The organism is Neobacillus nitrireducens (assembly GCF_030915405.1).
In the GTDB taxonomy this organism is placed as follows: domain Bacteria; phylum Bacillota; class Bacilli; order Bacillales; family Cytobacillaceae; genus Neobacillus.
Map to the genome: position 1 here is coordinate 2,030,995 of NZ_CP133262.1, position 24,306 is coordinate 2,055,300.

The following is a 24,306-nucleotide window of genomic DNA, read 5'->3' on the forward strand; positions in this document are numbered from 1 at the left end:
TTCACGTCCTTTCCATTAATAAGAGTATAACATATCCAATTAGTACTCTATGAAATTATCTGTACAGCACCTTTTTCTAAAAAAAGAACATTTTCCCTTTGGAAAAAAGGCAGTAAATGTTTATGACAAGTAAAAAATAATAGTTGATTCCGCTTCATCCCTTTTAGTAGTTCTATCACTTTTTCCGTTCTTTTTGCATCAAAGTTTACAAAACTATCATCAATAATAATCGGGAGGTGATGTTTCTCATATAACGTTACCGCAAAGGCAAGTCGTATGGCTACGTATAACTGTTCCGTTGTTGCTTGGCTAAGTTCATTTGCTTCAAAAATAGTATGATCCTTACGTTCAACTAAAAAACCCGAACCGGAGTCTCGTAAGTGAATCCTATGATAATTACCATCTGTGAGGAACGACAAATATTCTTCCGCCTTGGAGAGCATCCTTGGTAAATGGATGTTTTTATACTTTTCAATTGTATTTACGAGAATCTCTTGTGCGATACAAAAGACGGACCACTCTTTTGCAGCCTCTTCTAATTCATATTTTTTCTGTTTGTATTGATGGAGAATATCCGAATAAACGCCTCCCTCTTCTAAAACTTGAATTTCGTACTTAATCGATGCTTGCTCTTCCAAACGTTTTTTTAAGGCTGTTTGCAATAAATGGATTTCCTGATTATATTCAGTAATTACTTCATCACTAGGATGGATTTGGAGGAAGTTTTCCCGGTCCTGCTCCGAGAGAATTGAATATTGTAATTGACTTTGCAGTGATTCTAACCTTTCGATTAACTTTTCTTTCTTCTCTGCCTTAGCCCCAAGTTCGTAAAATTGCAACTCTGTCTCCACCTTTGCAGAAGAGATTAGTTGGTTATATTCTAATTGCAGATGAGCCAACTCCTGCGATTTCTGTTTTAAATCAGCTTCAAGATCATTAAGCTTTGCGAGTCTCTCTTGACTGGTTATTTGCTTGCCATGTTCTTCTTTCAACTTGTTTCGCAATACATAGGCTGCATTATATAAATCTAAACCTTTTTCATTTAAATAAAGCTGCTCATGATAATTAAGACTCTTAGTTACTTTCTCCTGCTGCAGATTTATTTGCTCAAGTCTTGTCTGCAATAGTCTTTTCTCTCTACAATTCATTTTATATTGTTCAATAAGTTCAAATGCTTCAAGTAAAAAGGAATTGGCAATATACTCAGGTACTTTTAATTCACGGCTAATTGATAACAGCTTTTCTTTATTTTGGGCGGACTCCAATTCCCATTGTTCGAATTTTGCAATCACCTTTTCGTATTGAGCTTGCTGCTGTTTTAACTTAATCTTTACAACTTGAAGTTCTTCTCTCCGCTGTTTATCAAGTATTAACTGCTCCTCAAGTTTTGTAATTTCCAGATATTCAGCTGATTGGAGTTTTTGCTTTAACTGCTTTTCCTTGTCTCGTAAACTGGTCAATGTTTGATTAAGGTCCGCATCCTGCGATTGTTTCTTACTATTGGTCATAAAAAGGGCTATAAAAATGCACCCTAGTAAACCAATAGTAACTAGAAACCATTGCCTTGACAGCACACCATATAGGGTTACTGAAGCCAGGATAAACTCAAATAGATAAAACTGAAGTTTTCTTTGCTTCACTAGTGTAGCTGAAGCGGCTTTATCTCGTTCATTTATTTGTTGATAGAAGTCTATTTTATCTTGTAAGGATCTTAATTCTCCTTCCAATCCCTTTTTATCATTTGCCGAATTTACCTTATCTTCAAGCAACAAGCGTTCCTGTTTAGATAGAACTAGCCGTTCTACAAATCGGACTTCTTTTTCTACTTCCTCTAATACACCCTTTTCTTCTTGATAATGAGTCTCTAATTCTTCCTTTACCTCTTCTAGCTTTTGAGTTTTCCTAGAAACTGCTTCCACTTGATTTTTCATATAAATATTTGTATTAATTGAAAAGATATCTTCTTCATTTAAGTTTATATGAAGCTTCTCTTTCGTCATAGAAATCTCTTCTTCAATAGCTAAAAGTTTTGTTTCACATTTCAGTTTTTCCTGCTTCAATTGTTCGAAAAGTGGAACTTGATCAAGCAAGGATAAGATGGCTGGCTCATTTTTAAGAAAAGCTTGGTCTGGTTGAATCAGTGTTAATTCTTTATTTAAATTTTCGATTCTATCGGTTATGCTGTTAATCTCTGCTTTATAGGGATGGATAAATTGAGTTATTTTTTCAATTCTTTCAATTCCACGTACTGGAAACCCAATTTCCCCTAATTCCTTAAGCTCATTCATGATCCACTTTTCATCTTTGACGATGGTTTCGATTCTTTTCCACTCATTTAGTTTTTCAATCTTTTCCCCTAAATCCTGTAATGATTTGTTTATTTCCAGCATTTCTTGGTGGAGAATTTCTTTCTTCTCTACTAAATTTGTATAATTTTTATTCTTTGCTTCTGCTATTTTCAATTCTTCATTGATTCTATGAAGTGCTTGAATCTTTTCATTTAATAATGGTTTCTTTCCAGTAGGTTTAAAGCGCGTGTCTAGCTCTTTCTGTAGGAAATCTTCTGTTTTTGCCAGACTTTCCGTTCCTAATGTTCCAGCAGAGAATAGGAACTTGCCTATCTCATCATTTTTCATTTGATGAATATTTTGCAAACCATGCAAATTAAAAGAAAAAATAGCTTGGTACAAACTTTTATCAAAGTTCCCTGTTAATTCTTTAAGAAGTTCCTCGCCACCCATCCTGCCATTGTCCATGGCGACCTTCACATCGCCAGTCGCTTTTCCTCTCACACGTTCTATCACTGCTCCGCCGTGACTTTCATGAACAATCCTAATTTTCCCGCCATATTTTGTACTATGTTTTGGCTCATAACGGAGTTCTGCTGATTGTTGTTTTGTAGGAAAACCAAATAAGATGCAATGGATAAAGGCCATAATTGTGGACTTACCTGCTTCATTTTCTCCATAGAATACTTGAAAATCATGAAGGTCAACAATTTTGACATTCTCTAATTGACCAAAACCATATATATGTAGTTCGAGAACTTTCAATCTTCTTCACACCTTCCTTAAGCCTGGTAAAGTAATTGAATCAGCAATTTCTCTGCTTTTTCGACTAACTCTTTCTGCTCTACAGCCGTTAAATGCACTAAATATTTTCTCCCTATTTGATGGCCGTACAAGGGAGCCAAGCTTTGCTCCACATCCTCAAAATGATCAATAGTTTCAAATAACTCCGCATAAAAATTAGCATCCCTTTTCATTTGTTCTTTGTCTATTTGCTGGCTCACTACAATGGTTAGGTCCACCACCCAGACAAAGGATTCCTCATCTTTTTCATCCTCTTGAAGAAGCTCTAAAAGTTCGGAATCAACACTTCTTTTTTCACGGGTATCATCTAATTGAATATTTTTCAAAACCAGAGATAATAGTGTTGCTTTCAGTTCCTTTCGTACACTATTGATTGTAGTCTGGCATAATAGCAACAACTCGTGGAAACTTTTTGCTGATGATGCATCAACAACTACTTCCTCCCAAATAATATCTGACGTCTCTAAAAAGTTCATTTTCGTATCATGTTCGGATAACGTTACATGATAGATCCCTTTTGAACCGGATTCTTTTTTATTCCTACCCTGGATATTACCCGGATAAATAATTGGCGGATTATTAGAAAGAATAGCCCTTTTATGGATATGTCCCAAGGCCCAATAATCAAAATCCTTTCGAAGCAAATCATTAACCGTAAAGGGAGCGTAATTGTCATGCTCCACCCCTGCACTCTCATTACCATGAAGAATTCCGATATGAAAATCTGCTCCTTCTTTCTTTATATAATCATCGATTTTTCTATCAAATACATGTCTGGTTGGATAACTGAAGCCATACAGATGGATAATTTCGCCATCCTTTGTATGTAAAACTTTGGTTTCTACCTCACTTTTAAAAATATGAACATTTGAGGGCATGTCAAGGTGAACCCAGGACCCATTTAAATGATCATGATTCCCATGGATGATATAAACAGGAATTCCCTTTTCTGCAAGCTTAAGCATCTCTGAACGAAAGCGGGATTGTGCACGCAGGCTGCGGTCCTCGCCATCGAATAAATCGCCTGCTAAAATGACAAAGTCAACCTGCTGATAAATTGCTGTCGAAGTAATTTGTTTTAATGCAGTAAAGGTACTCTCTTTTATTCGCATAAAAATGTTTGTTGGTAAATGCTTTAATCCAACCATCGGACTGTCCAAATGCAGGTCTGCTGCATGAATAAAGCTTATCTTTTTCATAAATAATTCCTTTCCACATCTTTTCTCCATTGTAGCACCTCTTAAATACGAATGCACGTTCTAGAAATAAGCTAACTAAAAAATAAAGAACCATTACCAGCAGGTAATAGCTCTTCGTTTTCTCATTCTTTCTTCGTTAACTGTAATGCTTTTTTAATATCTTTAAAAGAGTTTGACTGTCCATACATTAAGACGCCGCCACGGTATACGCGGGCACCAAATATGGCTAATATAGTAATTGTTGCAATAAGAATTGCAATGCCTAATACTGCTTCCCAAATTGGGATTGTTAGCATTCCAACACGTAAAAACATAATCATCGGTGTAAAGAATGGTATAAAGGATGTTACCGTAATAAACGGTGCATCCGGTTTACCTAAGCCAAACATTGCAATCATAAACCCGGCAACAACTAACAACGTCATTGGCGTAATCATTTGCTGAACATCTTCTATTCTGCTGACAAGGGAACCAAGAAATGCTGCTAAAGTTGCATAAAGGAAATAACCTAGAATGAAGAAAATGACTGCGTAGAGTATCGTCTCAAAAGGGATGTCACCAAAACCATAAACTCCCATAAAGCCTTCTTTTAATGATTCCATATTCTGTTTAAACGAGAAATAGCCAACAGACAGAAATACTGCGAGTTGTGTCAGACTTAACAACCCGATTCCGACTATTTTTGCAAACATCTGTTTAATCGGTGAGACACTGGAAATTAAGATTTCCATTACTCTTGATGATTTTTCTGTTGCCACTTCCATCGCAATCATATTTGCATACATGATGACCGAAAAATAGATAATAAACAGCAGGACGTAGACAAGTCCTCGTGCTTGGTTTAATTCTTCTTCTGTTTTTGCATTCTTCTCGAGCGCAATTTTCTCAAAAGAAACCGGTTCATAAAGCTTTTCGAGCTGGGCTGTTGCCAATTGAATCTGGGAAGCAGCAAGCATTGTTTTTACTTGCTGGAGACTTGTATTGAGATCAGTAAACATGGAAGAGTCCGCAATACTCATTGCCTTATATGTAGCTAATGGCAGGTTTTCCTTATTCATCCCTAGCAGAACAATGCCTTGATAACGCCCCTCTTTCACGGCTTTTTCTGCATCAGTAACACTTCCTTCGAAGGGAGATAGTTTTATATCTTTATTGATTAACTTAACTTGTTTTTTGAAAGGTTCGTAAAGTTGACCTGTTTCATCAAGGACTGCAACATTTTCTTTCCCGCCATCTTTATCAAAAATGTCAATGATATTATTTAAGTTCGTTAAGGCTAAGACAATTATGACTGTTAAAAGAGTGGTAATGATAAAGGATTTTGTTTTTAACTTGTTTATATAGGTATGGAATAAAATAATCCAAAAACTATTCATAAGAGTCACCTACTTTCTCTATAAAAATATCATTTAAAGAAGGTTCTTCCAGGGAAAATTTCCGAATAAACCCCTGATTTACTATCTCTTTAAGGATTTTTTCGGCTATGTATTCTCCCTCAATTTGCAGATGAATTCCTTCCATCGTAGGTTTGGACTTAACAACACCCGGATAATTTTTTAAGGAATCCAACGAAAAATCGGCATGGATAACCAAGTTCTTTTTACCAAATGATCGCTTTATTTCTTTTAAAGATCCATGTACCACCGGACTACCTTTTTGCAAAATGCATAGATGCTCACACATTTCTTCTACATGCTCCATCCGATGACTCGAAAATACAATGGTTGCCCCACTTTCTTTTAAAGATAAGACTGCTTCTTTCAGCATTTCAACATTTACCGGGTCAAGCCCGCTAAATGGCTCATCCAGAATTAGTAACTTCGGTTTGTGAACGACAGCTGCAATGAATTGTATTTTCTGTTGGTTTCCCTTTGAAAGCTCTTCGACTTTTTTATTCTCATACTCCGGGATCTTAAATCGATCAAGCCAAAGTTTTAATTCTGTAATTGCCTCGGTCTTTTGCATACCTCTTAATCTGGCTAAATAAACGATTTGGTCACGGACCTTTAGTTTCGGATACAAGCCCCGCTCCTCTGGAAGATACCCAACCAAATGACTAGTTGAATAATCAATCGGTTTGCCGTCCCAGGTAATCTTCCCACCGCTAGCATCAAGCAAACCTAAAATCATCCGAAATGTCGTTGTCTTCCCTGCACCATTTGCCCCTAAAAAGCCAAACATTTCTTTGTCTGGTATCTCTAAAGATAAATCGTCCACTGCAGTAAAATCCCCAAACTTTTTCATGACATGTTCAAGTTTAAGAACCATTTCACACACTCCTCTCCATTTTAGTACGAATAAACAATAAAATAGTTTCACATTCCTTTTGAACTTCTTTTTAAGTTGTGTGAAAATATAAAATATAACAACAAAATATAGAAAGGGGTTTGTAGCATGAAAACGTATAAATTAACTGCATTTGAAACCAATGGAGAAAAAATTTTAGACGAATCCATCCAGGCTGAACATGATGATGCTGCAAAAGAATTAGCAGAAAAGCTGTTAGCAGAGAGAAAGTTATTAGAATCAACACATCGCTTCACCTCACCAAGCGGAAAGCTATTACTGTTTCATTCCTAATACTACAAAAAAACAAAGAAGCTGAGGGCTTCTTTGTTTATTTTCCAATAAATCTAGGAGGTCTTTTTTCAATAAATGCTTGAATTCCTTCTTGATGATCAATTGTTTCACGCATTTTTTGTTGAGAGTGTTTTTCTAATTCTAAAATTTTTAGCAGGTATGGACGATTCATGTCAGCTAAGATTTTTTTCGTTTTTATCATCGCTTGAATAGGTCTCGTTAACCAATCTGCGATTCTAGCATCTAGTGTCTCCTGCAGATTTCCAGTCGCCACTTCTTCAATTAACCCTAACTCCAATGCCTTATCAGCATTCATCATTTTCCCATCCCAGATTACCTGTTTCGCCTTTGTCTCTCCCAATTTTTTCTCTAGAAAGAAATGGGCCCCGCCATCAGGAATCAAACCGATTCCGATAAAATTCATGGCAAGCTTACTAGTCTTTTCAGCGATAATATGGTCTGTAGCTAGGGCTAAGCTAAATCCCAAGCCTGCTGCGGCACCAGATACAGCGCTAATCGTTAATTTAGGCATGCTGTATAGGGTAATAATCAGCTCACTAATGCTATCCATGACTGGAAAAAATTCATGTTCATTCATGTTTGACAGCATTGTTTTAATATCGCCGCCTGCTGAAAAGGCTCTTCCTTTTCCTGTTATTACAACAATATCAATTTCATCTGACTCACTAATTTCTTTAAGCTTACAGACAAGCCCCTTAATCATATCTGAATCCATAGCATTTAACGCCTCGGGTCTGTTCATTTCTAGCATTGCAACCCGACCTGTAACCTTCACATTTACCTTATCAGTGATAAAATTGATTGACATTCCAAGCCCTCCCATCCTCTTCCATCACCTTCATTATATATGGAAATGAGGAGTTAAATAAATAACAGTTTTTTAAATATAGCGAATTTTCTTCCACCAAACTTTTTTCATAGATAATAGGACAAAAGAATAATCCCTTGTCCTCTATAGCTATCTTTTTCTAAGCACATCTTTTTGCACTTGGTCCCTTAACGACATCTTTAGGAATTTACCCACAGAAGTCTTAGGAATATTATCTAGGAATACAATATCATCAGGAATCCACCACTTCGCAAACTGGGGCTTTAAAAAGTCAAGCAGTTCTTCTTTTGATGTTTTCCCCTTCCATGCCTCTTTTAATACTACACAACCTATTGGACGTTCTTGCCACTGCTCGTGTGGAACTGCCACTACTGCTGCTTCAAAAACAGCCTCATGCGCCATTAATGCATTTTCTAAATCTACCGAGGATATCCATTCGCCACCGCTTTTTATTAAGTCCTTTGTGCGGTCGACAATTTTAACAAAGCCTTCTTCATCGATTGTGACAACATCACCAGTATGAAGCCAGTCATCACGGAATGCATCCTTTGTTCGTTCATCATGATAGTATTCAGATGCAATCCATGGACCCTTAATGCACAATTCTCCCATTTCTTTTCCGTCCCATTGGACCTCACCATTTTGGCCAACTACTTTTATATCAAGTCCTGGGACAAGAATTCCCTGTTTGGCTCTTATTTCTAGCCTTTCCTCTGCATCTAACCCTTCCTGGTAACTTTTTAAATTAGAGATAACAACTAGTGGACTCGTTTCTGTCATTCCATAAGCATGCATGAATGGGATGTTATGCCGTTGTTCATAGGATTTAATCAATCCTTTAGGGGCTGCTGATCCACCACATAATACTCCTCTTAAACTGCTCATATCATAAGAACCTTCATCGAGCTCTTTTAATAATCCAAGCCAAATAGTTGGGACCCCAGCGGTGATTGTCACTCGTTCCTGTTCAATGAGTTCTGCAATCAATTTAGGTGTGAAATATGGACCAGGTAAAACTAATGAGGTTCCAAACCAAACCGCTGCAAATGGCATCCCCCATGCATTTGCATGAAACATGGGGACAACCGGCAGTGCAATATCCTTTTCACTTAAGGCTGCACTATCGGCTAGTCCGAGTGCCATGCTATGTAGAAAAATACCTCGGTGTGAATAGACTACCCCCTTTGGATTACCAGTGGTGGCCGATGTGTAACACATTCCAGCCGGATCATTTTCATCAATATCGTTAGGATATTGGAATGTAGGATCAGCTTCAGATAGTAGATTTTCATAATGATAGACTGGGGAGAGTGTTGTTTCAGGAAGTTCCTTTTCATCCGTCATAATAATATAGGCTTTGACAGTTTTCAATTCTGAGGCACATTTTTCGAGTAAGGGTACGATGTCTGAATCAACGAGGAGAATCTGGTCTTCTGCATGATTGATAATAAAAGAAATATGCTGGGGAGAAAGGCGAATGTTAATCGTATGTAGAACAGCCCCCATACACGGAATGGCAAAATATGCTTCTAAATGACGGTGATGATTCCATGCCAGTGTCCCGATCCGTTCGCCTTTTGAAATACCCAGCTTCTTCAGGCTGCTTGCAAGCCTTCTCATTCTTTCAGTAATTTGTTTGTAAGTAAATTTATGGATGCCACTTGCCGTTCTTGATACAACTTGTTTCTTTGGAAAATACTTTTCTGCCCTTTCAATCATTTGAGTCATTGTTAATGCGGTTTGCATCATTTACATTTCCCTCCAATTATGAAAGTGTTCTCCTTATGCAGCATCAAATGTGGCCAACTCTATAAATTATTCGTCATTACGATACCTTATTCCTTTAGAAGAATTGAATAATAAAAAAGATATCAAAGGAAATCACCTCTGATATCTTCTCACCTTATTTTTTGATAATGTTCATCCTTCTTAAAAACTCGATTGGCTGCTGTTTCCTAAAGTGTTCTTTGACCATATATGCAACACCATGTTCATTCTCTGACCTAGTAACCCAATCTGATGCTCTCTTCACTTCGAAATTGGCATTCCACATCGATACTCCAAGTCCCACGGCCTCAAGCAATGGAATATCATCTAGACCATCACCGATATAAACCATTTCTTTTCTTTGGATTCCCAGTTGGCTCCCTAGATAGGATAGCCCTGATAACTTTGAAACACCCGCCGGTACAATATCTAACCGTAACGAGTCGAGCTCAATCATGTCAATCTCGGTAAACATTTTCCTTAGTGCTTTTTTCGCATCTTGAAGGTCACTCTCATCTTCAAAATAAACTTCAATCTTCGGCGGGCTGACCGGCTGATCATGTAAATATTCAGTAAGGGACGAAACAAACTGCTGTGAGTAGAAAACTGGGTCCCCTGAGGTAAAAACCGTTTTAGCCAATAAATTATTACTTAGTTTTAATTTATTGGCTAAAGAAAATTGTTCATGGACCAGGCGAATTTGACATGGAAGCGCCTCTAGAAAACTAATGGCATCGTAGGTTATATCCTCATTTATTCTCTGAACATATATTGGTTTATCCTCAGAGCTGGCAATAAATGCGCCTTGAAGGGTGATAAGTGGGGATTTTATTTTTAACGCTTTAGCTACTTTTCTTGCAGATGGGAAACTCCTCGAAGTTACAAGGGTGACATAGATACCTTTTTGCTGAACATATTCAATTGCCTCTTTTGTTGATTTATGGATTTTTCCATTTGTTTGAAGAAGCGTGCCATCAATATTTAAAGCAAGCAAGCGATAAATCATAACGTTGCCCCCTGTTCTTGGTGAAATAGCCTTTATATCACTTTTATGATTTTTTATGCATTTATAGAACAGAAAAGCTGGAGCTGGACAATTTCCAAAGTCGAAATTTATGATTTTCTATCATATAAAAAAAAGCCTTCAGTCACTCCGAAGGCTTTTCTACTTAAGTTTACAATTTCCCATAAAGGTCTTCTAATGGTTTCATAATTACTTTGTTTAGTTCTCCAATGACCATGCTCATCCGTTGTTCAGCTTGCATAAGCCGAGAAATTTTTTCATTTTGCTGAACGACTCCAACGGTGGACTGGGCTTGCTGAATCTCTTGTTCTGATATATCCTGCCCCATCATTTGCTTCTGCTGCAGGTCCATTTGGATTTTGCGGAACTGATCAAACATTTGTTTTGCTGCAGGGTCTGCATTTACTTCTTGGTAAGCTTGCTGTAATAGTCTATATTCGTCACTTTGACGAATCGCTGTTTCTAATGCATACGCGGAATCATATAAATTAACTGGCATTGGTAACCACTCCTTTTAAATAATAAGCTTTTCTAATCCGAATCAACTATAACAAACTATTCACCAAAATGCGAGAATGTTAATATCACCATCTAGATTGATTTTACATACATTACTATATCAACTAATGCCTATAGGCTCTGGGTAGAAATTGAGGAATGCTTATGTCTTTTCCATTAACCGCAATTACGATTAAGCCGAGGAAACCTATAAATAAAAAAGACTGTCAAGTGCAAATGTCAAACCAATTGTATACCAATTTACTAAAGAATCATAACCTTGACTTATATATTAAATTAGGAAACAAGACAATAAAGACAAAAGTTAAAACGGTAGAAATGGAACCGAATATGATGTTAATCCCCGAAAATATCCTAAAGGATTTTTGTCTCCCCGTCCAAAGCTATAAATTTCAGGCCATCTATAAGCCTGATCTATCTACTCTTAAGCTTGGACCTGTGATTGGACTATTGACTGATTTTCCTTCAAATCAGGAAGAGGAGCCCCATTTTCGCTCTATTCACGCTTTTTGCGAGGAGCTTCATCATGGAATTTCCGAAGCTGGCGGGTTTTTTTATGTCTTTTCATTTAATCATTTTTTAAATCGCGGATATTACCTTATAAATGGAAAATGGAGTCCTTTCGAACATCCTTTACCAGATGTGATATACAACCGAATCCATTCCCGCAAGCTAGAACACTCGAAGTCCTTCCTGCATTTTCGTCAAAGACTTGAAACCTTGCAGATACCACTTTTTAATGAGGGCTTTCTTTCAAAATGGGAAGTTTATAATCAAATATTTCAAGAGAAACGTCTCTATCCGTTTTTACCAAAAACAAAAATTTACACGAAAGAACACTTATATGAACTTGCACAAGAATTTGGAACAGTGTTTATTAAGCCGGTTCATGGCAGTCAAGGAAGAAATATTATTAAATTAAAAAAGGGGGAGAATAACCACTACTCTTTGCACACCTCTCTCGCATCACGCAACAGCAACTCTAGAAATCAATACGAATTAGATGAAATTCACCAATATATTCAGCCATTAGTAGATAATCGATTTTATATTATTCAGCAGGGTATAGAATTAGTTACTTACGAATTCTGTGCAATGGACTTTAGAGTCTTATGTCACAAAAATCAAAACAATCATTGGCAGGTTACATCGATTGTGGCCAGGGTTGCAGCAGAAGACGAGTTCGTTTCCAACATCGCAAGGGGCGGGAGAATTCTCAAACCCCTAAACGTTCTACGCACCTGTTTAGGTCCTAAAAAATCGATAGAAGTACTTGCACGTATGAAGGAATTGGCGATCAAAACGGCTGAGACTATTAGTTGTTCTTCACCTGGGATTACTGGAGAATTAGGGATTGACATAGGGGTCGACCCAAATGGGGAATTGTGGATCATTGAAGTAAACTCGAAACCTTCGAAAAACTTTGAGGACGGGGTAGGAAAAATTAGACCCTCTGCTAAGGCGCTAATTCAATTTTGTACATCACTTGCATTTGAATCGACCATGATAAAGGGGGACCAATAAATTGATTGCATTTGGAATAATGACAGTAAGCATGGAAAGTGAACAGCCCTATATAAACGAAATCGCAAAGCTTGCAGAATCCTGTGGAATGGAATGCTTTCGCTTCCTTCCTTCAAAAATAAACCCACTGACATTACAGATAAACGGGGAAAAATTTAATTCAATTTCTAAATCTTGGGTCAAAAGTGAATTTCCCATTCCTGCGATTATTTATGATCGGTGCTTTTACGGTGATGATGAGCATTCCAAACAATGCATTCCAATCGTATCTTGGCTAAAAACCAGAACCGATACCACCTTTTTAGGATATGGACTGCCCAATAAACTTGAACTCTATGAAGTATTAAGAAAAACAGTATTATCCCCCTACTTACCTGTGACTCTATTTGTTTCCGATACGAACATAGTGTTAAATGAATTAACAAAAATGAAAAGGATTATTTTAAAACCGATTAACGGTTCGCAAGGGCATGGCATTTACTATCTGAAAAAAAATGAAAAACCCTTTCATGTTAAAACTGAAAAACAAAAGAATATTATCTCTCGGATTTTCCCAAATGAAACAAAGCTAATCCAGTGGTTACAATCCCTGATTGGGAATCGTCAATACCTAATGCAACCGTATCTAGAGTTATCTAATACCCAACTTCAGCCATTCGATATTCGCATCCTCCTCCAAAAAAATATGGACGGAAAATGGAATGAATTGGGGAGAGGGGTTCGAAGGGGAAATACTGGCGGTATTTTATCAAATTTAAGTGCAGGCGGGTTCGCCCTCCCCTTTGCGGATTGGTCTAAATCTCTTCCTTCTGCTACTAAGGAATATATGAATCAGGAATTAGAATACATTCTCACCAATCTTCCTCCACTCCTAGAAAGTGCATTTTTGCCATTATTTGAGCTTGGTGTAGATATCGGCATAGCAAAAAATGGTTCAATTTGGATCCTGGATGTAAATTCAAAGCCAGGGAGAAAGGTGCTTTTGCAAACCCAGCCAGACTTAGAGGATGCTCTGAATCTAGCCCCACTTCTTTATGGGAAACACCTTACTCAGATAGATTCAAAAGAAAGGAAGAGCTATTATGAGAAAACATTATCTCATTGAAGTTGCTCAAAATGATCAATTGATTGTTTTCTGCCCTCCAACATTTCTTAAGGATAAAGAGTTAACACGGATTGCTTTTGGGTCAAGATCAATAGAAGTTGATTTTATCCCTCATCCAGATCAAAATGATCGAATTTCGATTAGTAGAGAAATTCAAAAAGCACTCCATTTCCCTAACTTCAACACTCCACTACATGTTTTTTTCGATAACCATAGTCTTATCATCGGTCCACTTGTAGGTATTTTCACAGCAGGATTTACCACGATACCCTCAGAACCAATTGGCGAAAGAACAGTGTTTTTTTCAAAACTTCTTTCCGTCAATAAAATCGTTGGGGCCTTCCCTTTTATATTTGGTGAACAGCATATTGATTGGGAACAAGGTATCATAGAAGGGTACCTTTTTCATAATGATGAATGGGAGACGGTGGAAGTTCCCTTTCCTAACGTTATTTATGATCGGCTCCCCAATCGGAAAAGTGAAAGTAACCCCATATTAATTAAGGTAAGAGATCGCCTGCAAAAGGAATACCATATTCCATGGTATAATCCCGGATTTTTTAATAAGCTTGATATTCATGAAAGGCTTATTCAAGATGAAACAGTTGCCAAATTCCTGCCCGAAACGCTGCCATTTACATCCTTCTCCTCTATCGAGACGATGCTTTCCACCCATGGCCATGTTTACATTAAGCCCAAAAATGGCAGTCTTGGATTAGGTGTTCACCAATTAATATATGACAAGTACAGTGATGATTATTATTGCCGCTACCAAGATGAAAACGGGGTAAATCGTTTGCGAAAATTTTCAAGTTTAGAACGATTGATGAGTAACGTTTTCTCTAATCAATCACTTGAAAAAATGGTAGTACAACAGGGAATTAATTTACTAAGAAGAGAATCTAGAACGATTGATTTTCGTGTTCACACGAATAAAGATGATCTGGGAAATTGGCATGTATCCGCGATTGCGGCAAAAATTGCAGGGCCCGGCAGCGTGACCACTCATACCAGAAGCGGTGGTGAAATTAAAACAATTGAAGAAATTTTCCCCCTTGAAGAAAGTACTTTGCATAAAGAAAGACTTTCCGATGCCGCACTACTTTTAAGCAACTCTTTGGATAGGCACGTGGAAGGCATTATCGGAGAGATTGGTTTTGATTTAGGGATCGACCGAAATGGAGATGTTTGGCTTTTTGAGGCAAATTCTAAACCTGGAAGAACGATCTTTTCTCATCCCGGATTAAAGGATTTTGATTTGCTCACCCGCAAATTATCCATTGCTTTTGCTGTTTTTCTTACCGAGCAATCCTTACTACATCCAGAGGAGATTTTCACATGAAAACCAATCAAACAGGTCCATTGATTGGGATTATGTCAGCAACCACTTCCAACGGTTCCATCGCAGGGAATCGACCGCTTTTTATAGCATTACAAAAGAAGCTTATTTCACTAGATGGAATAAGCTTTGTCTTTACTCCGGAAGATGCTGAATCAGATTTTATTACAGGCTATACATTTTTACCTGATAAAAATTACTGGATTAAGGAAAGCTTTCGTTATCCAGACCTCGTCTATAATCGGGTTCCGTTCCGAAATTCAGAAAAAAATGATCTATACCGAACATTTTTTTCGATTTTAAAGGAGAAAAATATCCCCTTTTTCAACCCATGTTTTATCGATAAATTTGAGTTATTTGAATTACTTAGAACCCTTCCATTTTTGCAAAACTTTTTGCCGCAAACCATTGTCATCCAGAAAAAAATGGATTTGTTAACTTTTCTAAAGAGGCAAGGAAGTATTTACTTAAAACCTGCTCAATCTTCAAAAGGGAAAGGCATTTTCCGCTTAAAATTGATGGATTCTTCAAAAGTTCAATTGGAAGGAATCCAGATTCATGCAAATTATCAATCCTTTAATCATTTTTGGGAGAAATGGAGCAAGAAACTTCTTGAGCAAACTTATATAGCACAAGAGGAAATATTATCTGCTGAGTATGAGGGTAATCGTTTCGATTTTCGTATTCTTGCCCATGCAAATGATGGTGAATATATGATAACAGGGGTTGGGATTAGACAATCACAACAACAAAATCTTACAACGCATATTCCCTCCGGCGGCAGGCTCCTGCCCTATGAACTGTTGAAAACAGCGGAGCATGATGATTTTATTCAAGCAATCGTCCCGTCTATTGGAAAGGCATTATCTAATCGTTTTGGCTATTTCGGTGAATTTTCTATTGATGCTGGTGTAAGTAAAACGGGGCAGTATTATATTTACGAGGTAAATTCCAAACCAATGAGCTTTGATGAACTAGAAATTGAAGAAAAGAAGATTGAGCAGCTTTGCCGTTTATTCCTCCAACTCTCAAATTTTCAGAACTAACAAAATATTAACAGAAAATTCTATTTAAAAAGTCTCCCAAACAAGGTAAGCTAGAAGTAAGTAAAATAAAAGGGGGATTTCACGATGCTAATGCACTTTCAATTCAAGCCACTATTTGAAAATAAAAATATTCCGGGCTGGAATTTTTCCTTTTACCATAAAAAGCAAAGAGTCACAGGAGTCTATCACCAAACTGGGAAAATAGAGTGGACAACGAATGTACCAGAACGAGAGGAAATTGAGGCATTATCAAGTCAAATCCATGAGCTAATGCTTTTCCACGTATATGAGTAAGGACCTGTCAGGATCTTAACAGTGCATGAAAACTTACCTTTTCCACAAACTAAAGATAGTTAATGGAAAGGGATGATCGTTATGGACAAAGGAAAAGACAAGGTAACTGATTTAGGTTCAGCTTATGAAGGCAGAGATAAGTTGTTCATGGATGTTGATCGAATGATTAACGAAGGTATGTCAGGTGGTTCTGTCCATTCCCGCCACGATACAACTAATATCGAAGAAGCCCATGAGTTCCACGAAGAACAACCACCCTATGAATGCGATTAATCTATTTTGACTTCTATATATGACAAGCTAGCCTAAAAAACATAGGCTGGCCTTTTTTATTTTCATGCTTACATTAACTACTGTTATAATAAGTTAAAAGAAATTTTTAATAAACGGGGAAATTAATCATGCTAAAAAAATTATTGTCTATTTATAAAAATTCTATTTTATTTCCCGATAAACCAGTGAATCCCTCTGAACAGTCTTATCTCTTCTTCAATGAGGTGGAAAACGAATGGATTAGCATTCCGAAAGGAGAGCTAACTGAAAAGGAATTAACCCTTCTTAAAACGCTTTATCAATTAATTGACTTTCAAACTCCTACCAGTAATTCGACTGCAAAGGGTTGGGATCTGTATTTATTCTCGGATGGGCCTCTCCCTAATTATAAACCTGAAACATACCTTCGGTTCATTCAGATTCAATTAAATAGTACTGATGCGGTTCAAACCGAGATTGAGTCTGCTTTAAAGGGATTTTTCAGCGAAGAAGTTATTATCATCTGGGAAAACAACAGTCGAGGTATTGTCATTGAAAAGGGTAATACGATTACTCTAACAGATGAAGAATTGATTTCAATGACAGAAACACTTGAAAGTGACCTTTATATAAAAATCTCCTTTTTTATTGGAAAATTCCATCCTATTTCCGATCAACTTCGCTCCAAATTTCTTGGGGAGAAAGAATACTTTTCTTTTGGATTGGCGAATTTAATCACCAACCTGAACATCTTAACATTCGAGCGCATCTTCCCAGCTTATTTAGCTTATCACTTACCACCTGAAATCAAGCAAAGGGTCATTCAGGTAATATTTAGAGTTTTTAAAGAGGATCATGAATTGTATTCAACAATCAAAGTTTTCCTTGAAAATAATTTAAATGCCAGTTTGACGGCTAAAAAACTATATATCCATCGAAATACACTACAATATCGAATCGATAAATTCATCGATAAAACCGGTATTCAATTAAAGGACTTTTATGGTGCTTTTACCGTTTTTTTAGCTTGCCTCCTTTTTGAGCAAAGTTTAGATAAATAACAACAATCTGCCTAAAAAAGCGTTTTCAATCTTTGTGCACTCTGTCCATATTGATTTTCTTCCTCTGAATGTAAACTGATACTTAACAAGATTAAGGGAGGCTTTCAAATGGCAGAGTTAAAATTAGACCACATTTATAAAATTTATGATAATAAAGTGACCGCTGTCCAGGACTTCAATTTACATATTGAAGATAAAGAGTTTATTGTGTTTGTTGGACCATCAGGGTGCGGCAAATCTACGACGCTTCGTATGATTGCAGGGCTTGAAGATATCTCCAAAGGTGAATTCTATATTGATGGAAAAAGAGTCAATGATGTAGCCCCAAAAGATCGAGATATCGCAATGGTTTTCCAAAACTACGCGCTTTACCCACACATGACTGTATATGATAACATGGCGTTCGGATTAAAACTTCGCAAGTTTCCAAAAGATGAAATTGAACGTCGAGTCAATGACGCGGCAAAAATTCTTGGTTTAGAAGCATACTTAACACGTAAACCTAAGGCATTATCAGGTGGTCAGCGTCAGCGTGTAGCATTAGGTCGTGCGATTGTCCGTGATGCCAAAGTATTCTTAATGGATGAACCATTATCAAATCTAGATGCTAAGCTTCGTGTGCAAATGCGTGCTGAAATTGCTAAACTTCACCGTCGCTTAGATACAACTACTATCTATGTTACTCACGACCAAACAGAAGCAATGACAATGGCCACACGACTTGTTGTTATGAAAGATGGTATCATCCAGCAAGTTGGTTCACCAAAAGAAGTATATGAAAAACCTGAGAATGTTTTTGTTGGAGGCTTTATCGGCTCTCCGGCAATGAATTTCTTTAACGGAAAACTGGAAGATGGAAAATTTGTCATTGGAAAAATATCGATGGCTGTTCCTGAAGGAAAGATGAAATATCTTCGCGAGCAAGGTTACGTTGGAAAATCAATCATTCTTGGAACTCGCCCGGAAGATATTCATGATGAGCCGGTTTTCATTGATGCATCTGCAGGCTCTAAGATTAATGCAACTGTGGATGTTGCCGAGTTAACTGGAGCGGAATTAATGATCTATTCAAGTATTGCTGACCAAGATTTCGTAGCCCGTGTAGATTCTCGAGGGGATATTCATCCGGGAGATACAATAGAACTAGCGTTTGATATGAACAAAGCACATTTCTTTGATGTAGAAACGGAATCACGTATTCGTCCATTATAAGAATATCGCAAGCGCCCGTTTAGCGGCATATAGAATAAGCCCCGTTTTCAAAGCGGGGCTTATTCTTTTATAAAAAAAATATCCTCTTGATTACAAACTGGGCAGCGATACACATGGGGGCACTTCTGACCCGAGTTCGTATCGGGATATCCATCTTCCATTTTCATTAAGTCTATTTCCATATATGGACTATAATCATCATAAAAATCCATAAGACGACCACTTTCCATCATAGGTTCACCGCAATTTGAACATAATAAATAGGCTTCTCGAAAACCATTACATACTGGGCATTCTGACATTCCATTCACCCTTTTAGTTTAGTTCTTACCCCTAGTTTGTGTTAACCTGCCACCTATATGTAATGGAATAAATTACTAATTAACTTTTTGAATATCTCCGTCCGTTTGAATCATAATAAATATTACAAAGCAAGCAACAACAGCTACTTACAACGATGGATGAAACCAACAAGGGTAATAGCCGGTGCAAGTCCGACTCATCCAACCAAAATAAGATAATGAATGAATCTCCAATTTGTAAAAAACTTATCAAAGGTAACATTGATAATTATGGGTTAGGCCAAGGCGGCAATGGTTTAATCTCCATTATGGTTCAATTCCATACTGACCCCAAACTTATTAAGAGGAGTGTTATTCAACTATGGCAAGTAACAACAACTCTAATCAACTACTAGTACCAGGCGTCGAGCAAGCTCTTAGTCAAATGAAGTATGAAATTGCTTCTGAATTTGGTGTAAATCTTGGTGCAGACACTACTTCACGTGCCAATGGTTCTGTTGGAGGAGAAATTACAAAGCGTCTTGTAGCAATGGCTGAATCTCAACTTGGCGGATTCCAACGCTAATTTTTAGAAAAACCAGTAAATACAAATAAATATTATGGCTAAGCCCCCTTCTCACGAAGGGGGCTTTCATTTTGTCAAATCATATTTTCCGGCCGAACCCAGTTTGAAAACTGTTGTTCTGAAACATAGCCTATTTTTATAGCTGCCTCCTTTAATGAGCAATTATCCTTAAATGCAAGTTTGGCAATTTCTGCAGCCTTTTCATAGCCTATATGTGGATTTAACGCTGTAACCAGCATCAATGAGCGGTTTACATGTTCCTTAATAATTTCTTCATTGGCCACGAGACCTAATGCACAATTTTTATTAAAGGATTTGATTCCATCAGAGAGGAGCCTGATTGATTGAATGAAATTATTAATAATCACTGGTTTAAACACATTTAACTCAAAGTTCCCTTGACTTGCAGCAAAACCAATTGCTGCGTCATTTCCAAAAACCTGGCACGCAATCATCGTCAACGCTTCACTCTGAGTAGGATTTACCTTTCCAGGCATAATTGAACTCCCTGGCTCATTGGCGGGAATACTAAGTTCGCCAATCCCACTGCGTGGTCCACTAGCAAGCCAGCGGACATCATTAGCTATTTTCATTAAATCAGCTGCCAAGGCTTTAAGAGCACCGTGGACATGTACAATCTCATCATGACTTGTTAAGGCGTGAAATTTATTTTCTGAGGAACGAAATGGATAACCTGTGAGAGTATAAATCTGCTCAGCCACCTTGTCACCGAATTCCGATGGAGCATTGATTCCTGTACCAACAGCAGTCCCTCCTATCGCCAAATCAAGCAGATACTTGCTTGCCTCTGTGATCATCCTTTCACACTTTTCAAGCATAACCCGCCATCCGCTGATCTCTTGTCCCAACGTTAATGGGGTTGCATCCTGCAAATGCGTTCTCCCTATTTTAATGATCTTTGAAAAATCCTTTTCTTTTCCAAGGAGCGTGCTTTTTAATTCTGATATAACAGGGAGGAGATCCTTAACGATTATTGTATAAGCTGCAATATGCATAGCAGTTGGAAAGGTATCATTAGAGCTCTGCGACATATTGACATCATCATTCGGGTGAATTTTTTCAAAGCTGACATCCTGCTCTTTTAACCATTCATTTGCCCGATTGGCTATGACTTCATTAACGTTCATATTAGATTGTGTACCACTGCCGGTTTGCCAAACGACCAACGGAAAATGTTCATCCATATCACCGTTATGAATGGAATCACATACTTTTATAATCGCCTTCATTTTTTCTTCGCTGAGTTTTCCTAATTGAGAATTGACGATGGCTGCAGCCTTTTTAATAAAAACCAGACCATAAATCACGCCCAAAGGCATCTTTTCAGAACCAATTTTAAAATTTTCCTTGCTTCGTTGTGTTTGCGCTCCCCAATATTTATCCACTGGCACACGAACCTCACCCAGGGTATCTTTTTCGATACGATAATTCTTCATGTCTCATCCACACCTCACAAATTCATATACTTCAATATATATACCCATTCCTATCGATTTTATTAAAGAAATAGCATTTTACTATATAAAAAAACTGCAGACACTTGTCTGCAGTTCAAAATTTAATGTTTAATAATTGTATATCCGATATAATAAGAAAGAATTAAAAAACTACCGATCAATAATACAATTGAATACTCTGACATAAACTTCCCACCCCTATAATATTTAATTGCATGCCTAAACATTTTTAAAATATCACATACGTCGGGGATGGCAAGTGATGATTATTACACTTGATTGACTAAGAGGTGAACTTTTTGTGAACATTTGCCTTTTCGGTGCAACAGGCAGAGTTGGTACAATTATTTTAGAGAATGCTTTATCTCAGGAACATAATGTCCGTGTACTGGTGAGGGATAGTAGAAAACTTAAATTTAGTGGAGATGGTCTTCTTGTTAAGGAAGGAAATGTGCTAATTGAAAAAGACATTTCAAATTGCATATCTGGCTCTGATGCGGTAATTTGTGCATTAAATACAGATGGCACCACCACTCTGTCTGAATCCATGCCATTCATTATAAAGCAGATGAAAGAGCAAGGCATACAGCGAATAATTAGCATTGGAACAGCAGGAATTCTTCAAGCCAGGTCTGTACCCTATTTATATCGGTTTCAATCTTCTGAGTCGAAACGGAAAAGTACACGGGATGCAGAAGAACATTTAAAAGCCTATTTAATATTAAGGGATTCTGGCCTAGATTGGACGGTCGTCTGTCCTACCTACTTGCCTATAGGAGAAAGAAAAGGGCATTATAGGTACGAAAAGGACTTTCTTCCTGATAATCCCTCCTCCATCTCAATTTTTGATACAGCTGATTTTGCGTTTGGGCAGCTATTTACCAATGAATTTATTGGTTCCCGCGTTGGAATAACTTATTAACAAGAAAAGCCCCTTAACAAGTTTCGTTTAGAGGCTTCTTTTGTTATCCAGCCAGGTCAGTGCTCCCCAGTTGGAGTTGATCCAAAGAACGATTAGTAACCATTACCTTTCCCATTATTCTTCCACTTTTTATTCCACTTTTCTTTTTGTTTATTCCATTTTTCTTCCCATTTCTGAACCTCATTATTAAAGTTCTCTTGAAAATTAAACCGATTCTTCTTTTCTTCTTCTTGCCTTTTCTTTTCAATCAAGGCAGCGATATGCGGGACATTAAAGCTTTCGTTTGGTTCATTCTTTAATGCTTCCCTCATCACTTCACGAAAAACAACCGCTGAACCTTTATTGCTCATTGGCTTTAAATAATGCTCTTCATCTGTTTTATCATAGCCAACCCAAATGGCACCAACCAGTTGAGGAGTATACCCTACAAACCATTGGTCCTTTACACCATTGATTCCTGTAATCGGCACCTGAGTGGACCCGGTTTTTCCTGCGGTTTCCCGACTGGGTATTTGTGCAGCACTACCTGTTCCTTGCTCCACCACCCCAAGGAGCATAGTCGTCATACTGTCAGTAACTGCTTTTGTTGTAACTCGCTCCTTTTTGGGTTTCCACCGGGTGATAACATTCCCTTCTGCATCAACAATTTTCTTAATTGCATGGGTCTTCATTCTTATCCCGTTATTTGGAAAAACAGCAAAGGCTTCTGCCATGTTTAGGGGAGAGACGCCATTATGCAAACCTCCCAAGGCTAGAGATAAATTGCGATCTTTTTTGTCTAATGAGATTCCAAACCGTTTAACGGAATCTAATCCTTCTTCAATTCCTAATTCATTTAAAAGCCAAACAGCAGAAACATTCTTTGATGCTTTCACAGCTTCATACATGGGTACTTCCCCGGCATATTGATAATCATAATTACTAGGTTGATAATCGCCAAAAGTCATCGGTTCATCTTTTAACATATCGGTAATTTTCCAGCCGTTTTCCAGAGCAGGTGTATAAACGGCTAATGGCTTAAAGGAAGAACCGGGCTGCGCTTCTAATTGTGAAGCACGATTATAGCCTCTAAAGATGTGTTTTCCTCGGCCGCCAACAATAGCCCTGATTCCGCCTGTCTTTGGATCCACTAAAATACCGCCACTCTGAACAAGACGATCTTTTCCTTCTGGAAAAAAGGAATCATTTTGATACGTCTCTTCCATAGCAGTTTGCATCACTGGTTCCAGCTCTGTATAAATTTGATAGCCGCCTGTTAGTAAGTCATCCTGTGACAATCCATAATGGTTAATTGCTTCATCTAATACCTGATCAACATAGTATGGAAATTTACCTCGGAACGGGTCGCCGCCCTTATCATCCAATACCACTTTGTCGTGCCGTGCTTTTTCATATTGCTGCTTTGAGATATACCCTTGCTTTCGCATTTGGGTTAATACGAGGTTTCGCCTTTCAGTCGCCTTCTCCATATGTTCGTATGGGTTTAAGGCTGATGGAGCTTTAATTAACCCTGCAAGTAAGGCAGATTCACTAATGGACAGGTCTTTTACTTCTTTGGCAAAGTATTTGCTGGCCGCAGTTTTAAGACCCCATGCACCATTTCCAAAATAGATTTGATTTAAATACATTTGGAGGATTTCGGGTTTCGAATACTCCCGTTCAATTTGCAGCGCTAAAAAAACTTCTTCCATTTTTCTATTTAAAGTCTTTTGTGATGTGAGTAATGTATTCTTGGTCAATTGCTGAGTAATGGTACTGCCGCCTTCTACCATTCCCCCAGCTTTTATATCACGCATAAGCGCCCTTGATGTTCCGACAAGGTCGACACCGCTATGTTGATAAAACCGATGATCTTCAATGGCAATGATGGCATTTTTCATGGAATCTGGAACTTGCTTGATTGACACCCCTTCATTTTTATTAGCCGAAACTTTACTTGCTACATCCTCATTTACATCATAAAACACGGTTGCCTGGGGCAGTTCGTTTTTAAGTCCTGATATATCTGCATCCTTGGAAAAATAATATAGAAGACCGAAGAAACTTAATATGATAGTCAACACAGAGAGCACTAATATTTGAAGTAAATGCCACTTTTTCCAGTTCTTAAAAATGGACATGAGCTTATGTTTAGATACCAAATGAAAAACATCCTTTATCTATAATCTCTAACAA

At 37.6% G+C, this 24,306-nt stretch carries 22 protein-coding genes; 11 read left to right on the forward strand and 11 right to left on the reverse strand.

Going from position 1 to position 24,306, the window contains the following annotated elements; genetic code table 11:
* Positions 1–47: 47 nt before the first annotated feature.
* The 4 genes from RCG22_RS09835 to RCG22_RS09850 form a co-directional block, all read right to left on the reverse strand.
* On the reverse strand, positions 48–3,053 hold the full coding sequence (locus tag RCG22_RS09835) for an AAA family ATPase (protein WP_308106676.1): 3,006 nt from the start codon (positions 3,051–3,053) through the stop codon (positions 48–50).
* Positions 3,054–3,070: 17 nt separating this feature from the next.
* Positions 3,071–4,321, reverse strand: coding sequence for a metallophosphoesterase family protein (locus RCG22_RS09840; RefSeq protein ID WP_308106677.1), 1,251 nt, complete (start codon positions 4,319–4,321; stop codon positions 3,071–3,073).
* Between the two features lie 92 nt (positions 4,322–4,413).
* Positions 4,414–5,667: an ABC transporter permease gene (locus RCG22_RS09845; protein ID WP_308106678.1), complete on the reverse strand. Its 1,254-nt coding sequence runs from the start codon at positions 5,665–5,667 to the stop codon at positions 4,414–4,416.
* Positions 5,660–6,559 carry an ABC transporter ATP-binding protein gene (locus tag RCG22_RS09850; protein WP_308106679.1) on the reverse strand — a complete coding sequence of 300 codons (900 nt, stop codon included), beginning with the start codon at positions 6,557–6,559 and terminating at the stop codon, positions 5,660–5,662. Before RCG22_RS09850 ends, RCG22_RS09845 begins: the two co-directional genes overlap by 8 nt.
* Before the next feature lie 126 nt (positions 6,560–6,685).
* Between RCG22_RS09850 and RCG22_RS09855 the strand changes: the two genes are divergently transcribed.
* Positions 6,686–6,871, forward strand: coding sequence for a YhzD family protein (locus RCG22_RS09855; RefSeq protein ID WP_308106680.1), 186 nt, complete (start codon positions 6,686–6,688; stop codon positions 6,869–6,871).
* Between the two features lie 37 nt (positions 6,872–6,908).
* Here the strand turns inward: RCG22_RS09855 and RCG22_RS09860 are convergent, their stop codons facing one another.
* The 4 genes from RCG22_RS09860 to RCG22_RS09875 form a co-directional block, all read right to left on the reverse strand.
* Positions 6,909–7,700, reverse strand: a complete 792-nt coding sequence (locus RCG22_RS09860; RefSeq protein WP_308106681.1) for an enoyl-CoA hydratase — start codon at positions 7,698–7,700, stop codon at positions 6,909–6,911.
* A gap of 150 nt (positions 7,701–7,850) precedes the next feature.
* A complete protein-coding gene (locus RCG22_RS09865; protein WP_308106682.1) occupies positions 7,851–9,470 on the reverse strand; it encodes a long-chain fatty acid--CoA ligase in 1,620 nt (539 codons plus the stop codon).
* A gap of 154 nt (positions 9,471–9,624) precedes the next feature.
* Positions 9,625–10,494 carry a Cof-type HAD-IIB family hydrolase gene (locus RCG22_RS09870; protein ID WP_098260832.1) on the reverse strand — a complete coding sequence of 290 codons (870 nt, stop codon included), beginning with the start codon at positions 10,492–10,494 and terminating at the stop codon, positions 9,625–9,627.
* 169 nt (positions 10,495–10,663) lie between these two features.
* The gene (locus RCG22_RS09875; RefSeq protein ID WP_098260831.1) at positions 10,664–11,011 is read right to left on the reverse strand and encodes a YlbF/YmcA family competence regulator; all 348 of its coding nucleotides are present in this window, start codon (positions 11,009–11,011) and stop codon (positions 10,664–10,666) included.
* Positions 11,012–11,247: 236 nt separating this feature from the next.
* Here RCG22_RS09875 and RCG22_RS09880 point away from each other — a divergent pair, with 236 nt between their 5' ends.
* From RCG22_RS09880 to RCG22_RS09915, 8 genes are all read left to right on the forward strand, one after another.
* Positions 11,248–12,555: a YheC/YheD family endospore coat-associated protein gene (locus tag RCG22_RS09880; protein WP_308106683.1), complete on the forward strand. Its 1,308-nt coding sequence runs from the start codon at positions 11,248–11,250 to the stop codon at positions 12,553–12,555.
* Between the two features lies 1 nt (position 12,556).
* Complete coding sequence (locus tag RCG22_RS09885) at positions 12,557–13,660, forward strand: YheC/YheD family endospore coat-associated protein (protein ID WP_308106684.1); 1,104 nt, start codon at positions 12,557–12,559, stop codon at positions 13,658–13,660.
* The gene (locus RCG22_RS09890; protein ID WP_308106685.1) at positions 13,638–15,002 is read left to right on the forward strand and encodes a YheC/YheD family endospore coat-associated protein; all 1,365 of its coding nucleotides are present in this window, start codon (positions 13,638–13,640) and stop codon (positions 15,000–15,002) included. The genes RCG22_RS09885 and RCG22_RS09890 overlap by 23 nt, the downstream gene beginning before the upstream one ends.
* Entirely contained in the window at positions 14,999–16,045 is a 1,047-nt protein-coding gene (locus RCG22_RS09895; RefSeq protein ID WP_308106686.1) for a YheC/YheD family endospore coat-associated protein, read from the forward strand. The genes RCG22_RS09890 and RCG22_RS09895 overlap by 4 nt, the downstream gene beginning before the upstream one ends.
* An 84-nt stretch (positions 16,046–16,129) precedes the next feature.
* A complete protein-coding gene (locus tag RCG22_RS09900) occupies positions 16,130–16,339 on the forward strand; it encodes a YheE family protein (RefSeq protein WP_066251902.1) in 210 nt (69 codons plus the stop codon).
* 81 nt (positions 16,340–16,420) lie between these two features.
* Positions 16,421–16,612: a hypothetical protein gene (locus RCG22_RS09905; protein WP_098260826.1), complete on the forward strand. Its 192-nt coding sequence runs from the start codon at positions 16,421–16,423 to the stop codon at positions 16,610–16,612.
* A 128-nt stretch (positions 16,613–16,740) separates the two neighbouring features.
* Complete coding sequence (locus RCG22_RS09910; RefSeq protein ID WP_308106687.1) at positions 16,741–17,652, forward strand: PucR family transcriptional regulator; 912 nt, start codon at positions 16,741–16,743, stop codon at positions 17,650–17,652.
* Between the two features lie 108 nt (positions 17,653–17,760).
* A complete protein-coding gene (locus RCG22_RS09915; RefSeq protein WP_098260824.1) occupies positions 17,761–18,864 on the forward strand; it encodes an ABC transporter ATP-binding protein in 1,104 nt (367 codons plus the stop codon).
* Positions 18,865–18,923: 59 nt separating this feature from the next.
* Here RCG22_RS09915 and RCG22_RS09920 read toward each other — a convergent pair whose 3' ends face one another.
* Positions 18,924–19,166 carry a hypothetical protein gene (locus RCG22_RS09920; protein ID WP_308106688.1) on the reverse strand — a complete coding sequence of 81 codons (243 nt, stop codon included), beginning with the start codon at positions 19,164–19,166 and terminating at the stop codon, positions 18,924–18,926.
* Between the two features lie 361 nt (positions 19,167–19,527).
* Between RCG22_RS09920 and RCG22_RS09925 the strand changes: the two genes are divergently transcribed.
* A complete protein-coding gene (locus RCG22_RS09925) occupies positions 19,528–19,731 on the forward strand; it encodes an alpha/beta-type small acid-soluble spore protein (protein ID WP_026566044.1) in 204 nt (67 codons plus the stop codon).
* Positions 19,732–19,805: 74 nt separating this feature from the next.
* On the opposite strand, the gene fumC is transcribed toward RCG22_RS09925, so the two are convergent.
* Positions 19,806–21,188, reverse strand: coding sequence for a class II fumarate hydratase (fumC, locus tag RCG22_RS09930; protein WP_308106689.1), 1,383 nt, complete (start codon positions 21,186–21,188; stop codon positions 19,806–19,808).
* 322 nt (positions 21,189–21,510) lie between these two features.
* On the opposite strand from fumC, the gene RCG22_RS09935 reads away from it, so the two are divergent.
* Positions 21,511–22,131 (forward strand): NAD(P)-dependent oxidoreductase, encoded by a 621-nt coding sequence (locus RCG22_RS09935; RefSeq protein WP_308106690.1) that lies wholly within the window; start codon positions 21,511–21,513, stop codon positions 22,129–22,131.
* 92 nt (positions 22,132–22,223) lie between these two features.
* On the opposite strand, the gene RCG22_RS09940 is transcribed toward RCG22_RS09935, so the two are convergent.
* Positions 22,224–24,272, reverse strand: a complete 2,049-nt coding sequence (locus RCG22_RS09940; protein ID WP_308106691.1) for a transglycosylase domain-containing protein — start codon at positions 24,270–24,272, stop codon at positions 22,224–22,226.
* Positions 24,273–24,306: the final 34 nt, after the last annotated feature.

Bases quoted from the DNA above. Each gene is read 5' to 3' on its own strand.
- RCG22_RS09840 (WP_308106677.1), bottom strand. From the start codon at position 4,321: ATGGAGAAAAGATGTGGAAAGGAATTATTTATGAAAAAGATAAGCTTT.
- RCG22_RS09845 (WP_308106678.1), bottom strand. From the start codon at position 5,667: ATGAATAGTTTTTGGATTATTTTATTCCATACCTATATAAACAAGTTA.
- RCG22_RS09850 (WP_308106679.1), bottom strand. From the start codon at position 6,559: ATGGTTCTTAAACTTGAACATGTCATGAAAAAGTTTGGGGATTTTACT.
- RCG22_RS09855 (WP_308106680.1), top strand. From the start codon at position 6,686: ATGAAAACGTATAAATTAACTGCATTTGAAACCAATGGAGAAAAAATT.
- RCG22_RS09860 (WP_308106681.1), bottom strand. From the start codon at position 7,700: ATGTCAATCAATTTTATCACTGATAAGGTAAATGTGAAGGTTACAGGT.
- RCG22_RS09865 (WP_308106682.1), bottom strand. From the start codon at position 9,470: ATGATGCAAACCGCATTAACAATGACTCAAATGATTGAAAGGGCAGAA.
- RCG22_RS09870 (WP_098260832.1), bottom strand. From the start codon at position 10,494: ATGATTTATCGCTTGCTTGCTTTAAATATTGATGGCACGCTTCTTCAA.
- RCG22_RS09875 (WP_098260831.1), bottom strand. From the start codon at position 11,011: ATGCCAGTTAATTTATATGATTCCGCGTATGCATTAGAAACAGCGATT.
- RCG22_RS09880 (WP_308106683.1), top strand. From the start codon at position 11,248: ATGTCAAACCAATTGTATACCAATTTACTAAAGAATCATAACCTTGAC.
- RCG22_RS09890 (WP_308106685.1), top strand. From the start codon at position 13,638: ATGAGAAAACATTATCTCATTGAAGTTGCTCAAAATGATCAATTGATT.
- RCG22_RS09895 (WP_308106686.1), top strand. From the start codon at position 14,999: ATGAAAACCAATCAAACAGGTCCATTGATTGGGATTATGTCAGCAACC.
- RCG22_RS09900 (WP_066251902.1), top strand. From the start codon at position 16,130: ATGCTAATGCACTTTCAATTCAAGCCACTATTTGAAAATAAAAATATT.
- RCG22_RS09905 (WP_098260826.1), top strand. From the start codon at position 16,421: ATGGACAAAGGAAAAGACAAGGTAACTGATTTAGGTTCAGCTTATGAA.
- RCG22_RS09910 (WP_308106687.1), top strand. From the start codon at position 16,741: ATGCTAAAAAAATTATTGTCTATTTATAAAAATTCTATTTTATTTCCC.
- RCG22_RS09915 (WP_098260824.1), top strand. From the start codon at position 17,761: ATGGCAGAGTTAAAATTAGACCACATTTATAAAATTTATGATAATAAA.
- RCG22_RS09920 (WP_308106688.1), bottom strand. From the start codon at position 19,166: ATGTCAGAATGCCCAGTATGTAATGGTTTTCGAGAAGCCTATTTATTA.
- RCG22_RS09925 (WP_026566044.1), top strand. From the start codon at position 19,528: ATGGCAAGTAACAACAACTCTAATCAACTACTAGTACCAGGCGTCGAG.
- fumC (WP_308106689.1), bottom strand. From the start codon at position 21,188: ATGAAGAATTATCGTATCGAAAAAGATACCCTGGGTGAGGTTCGTGTG.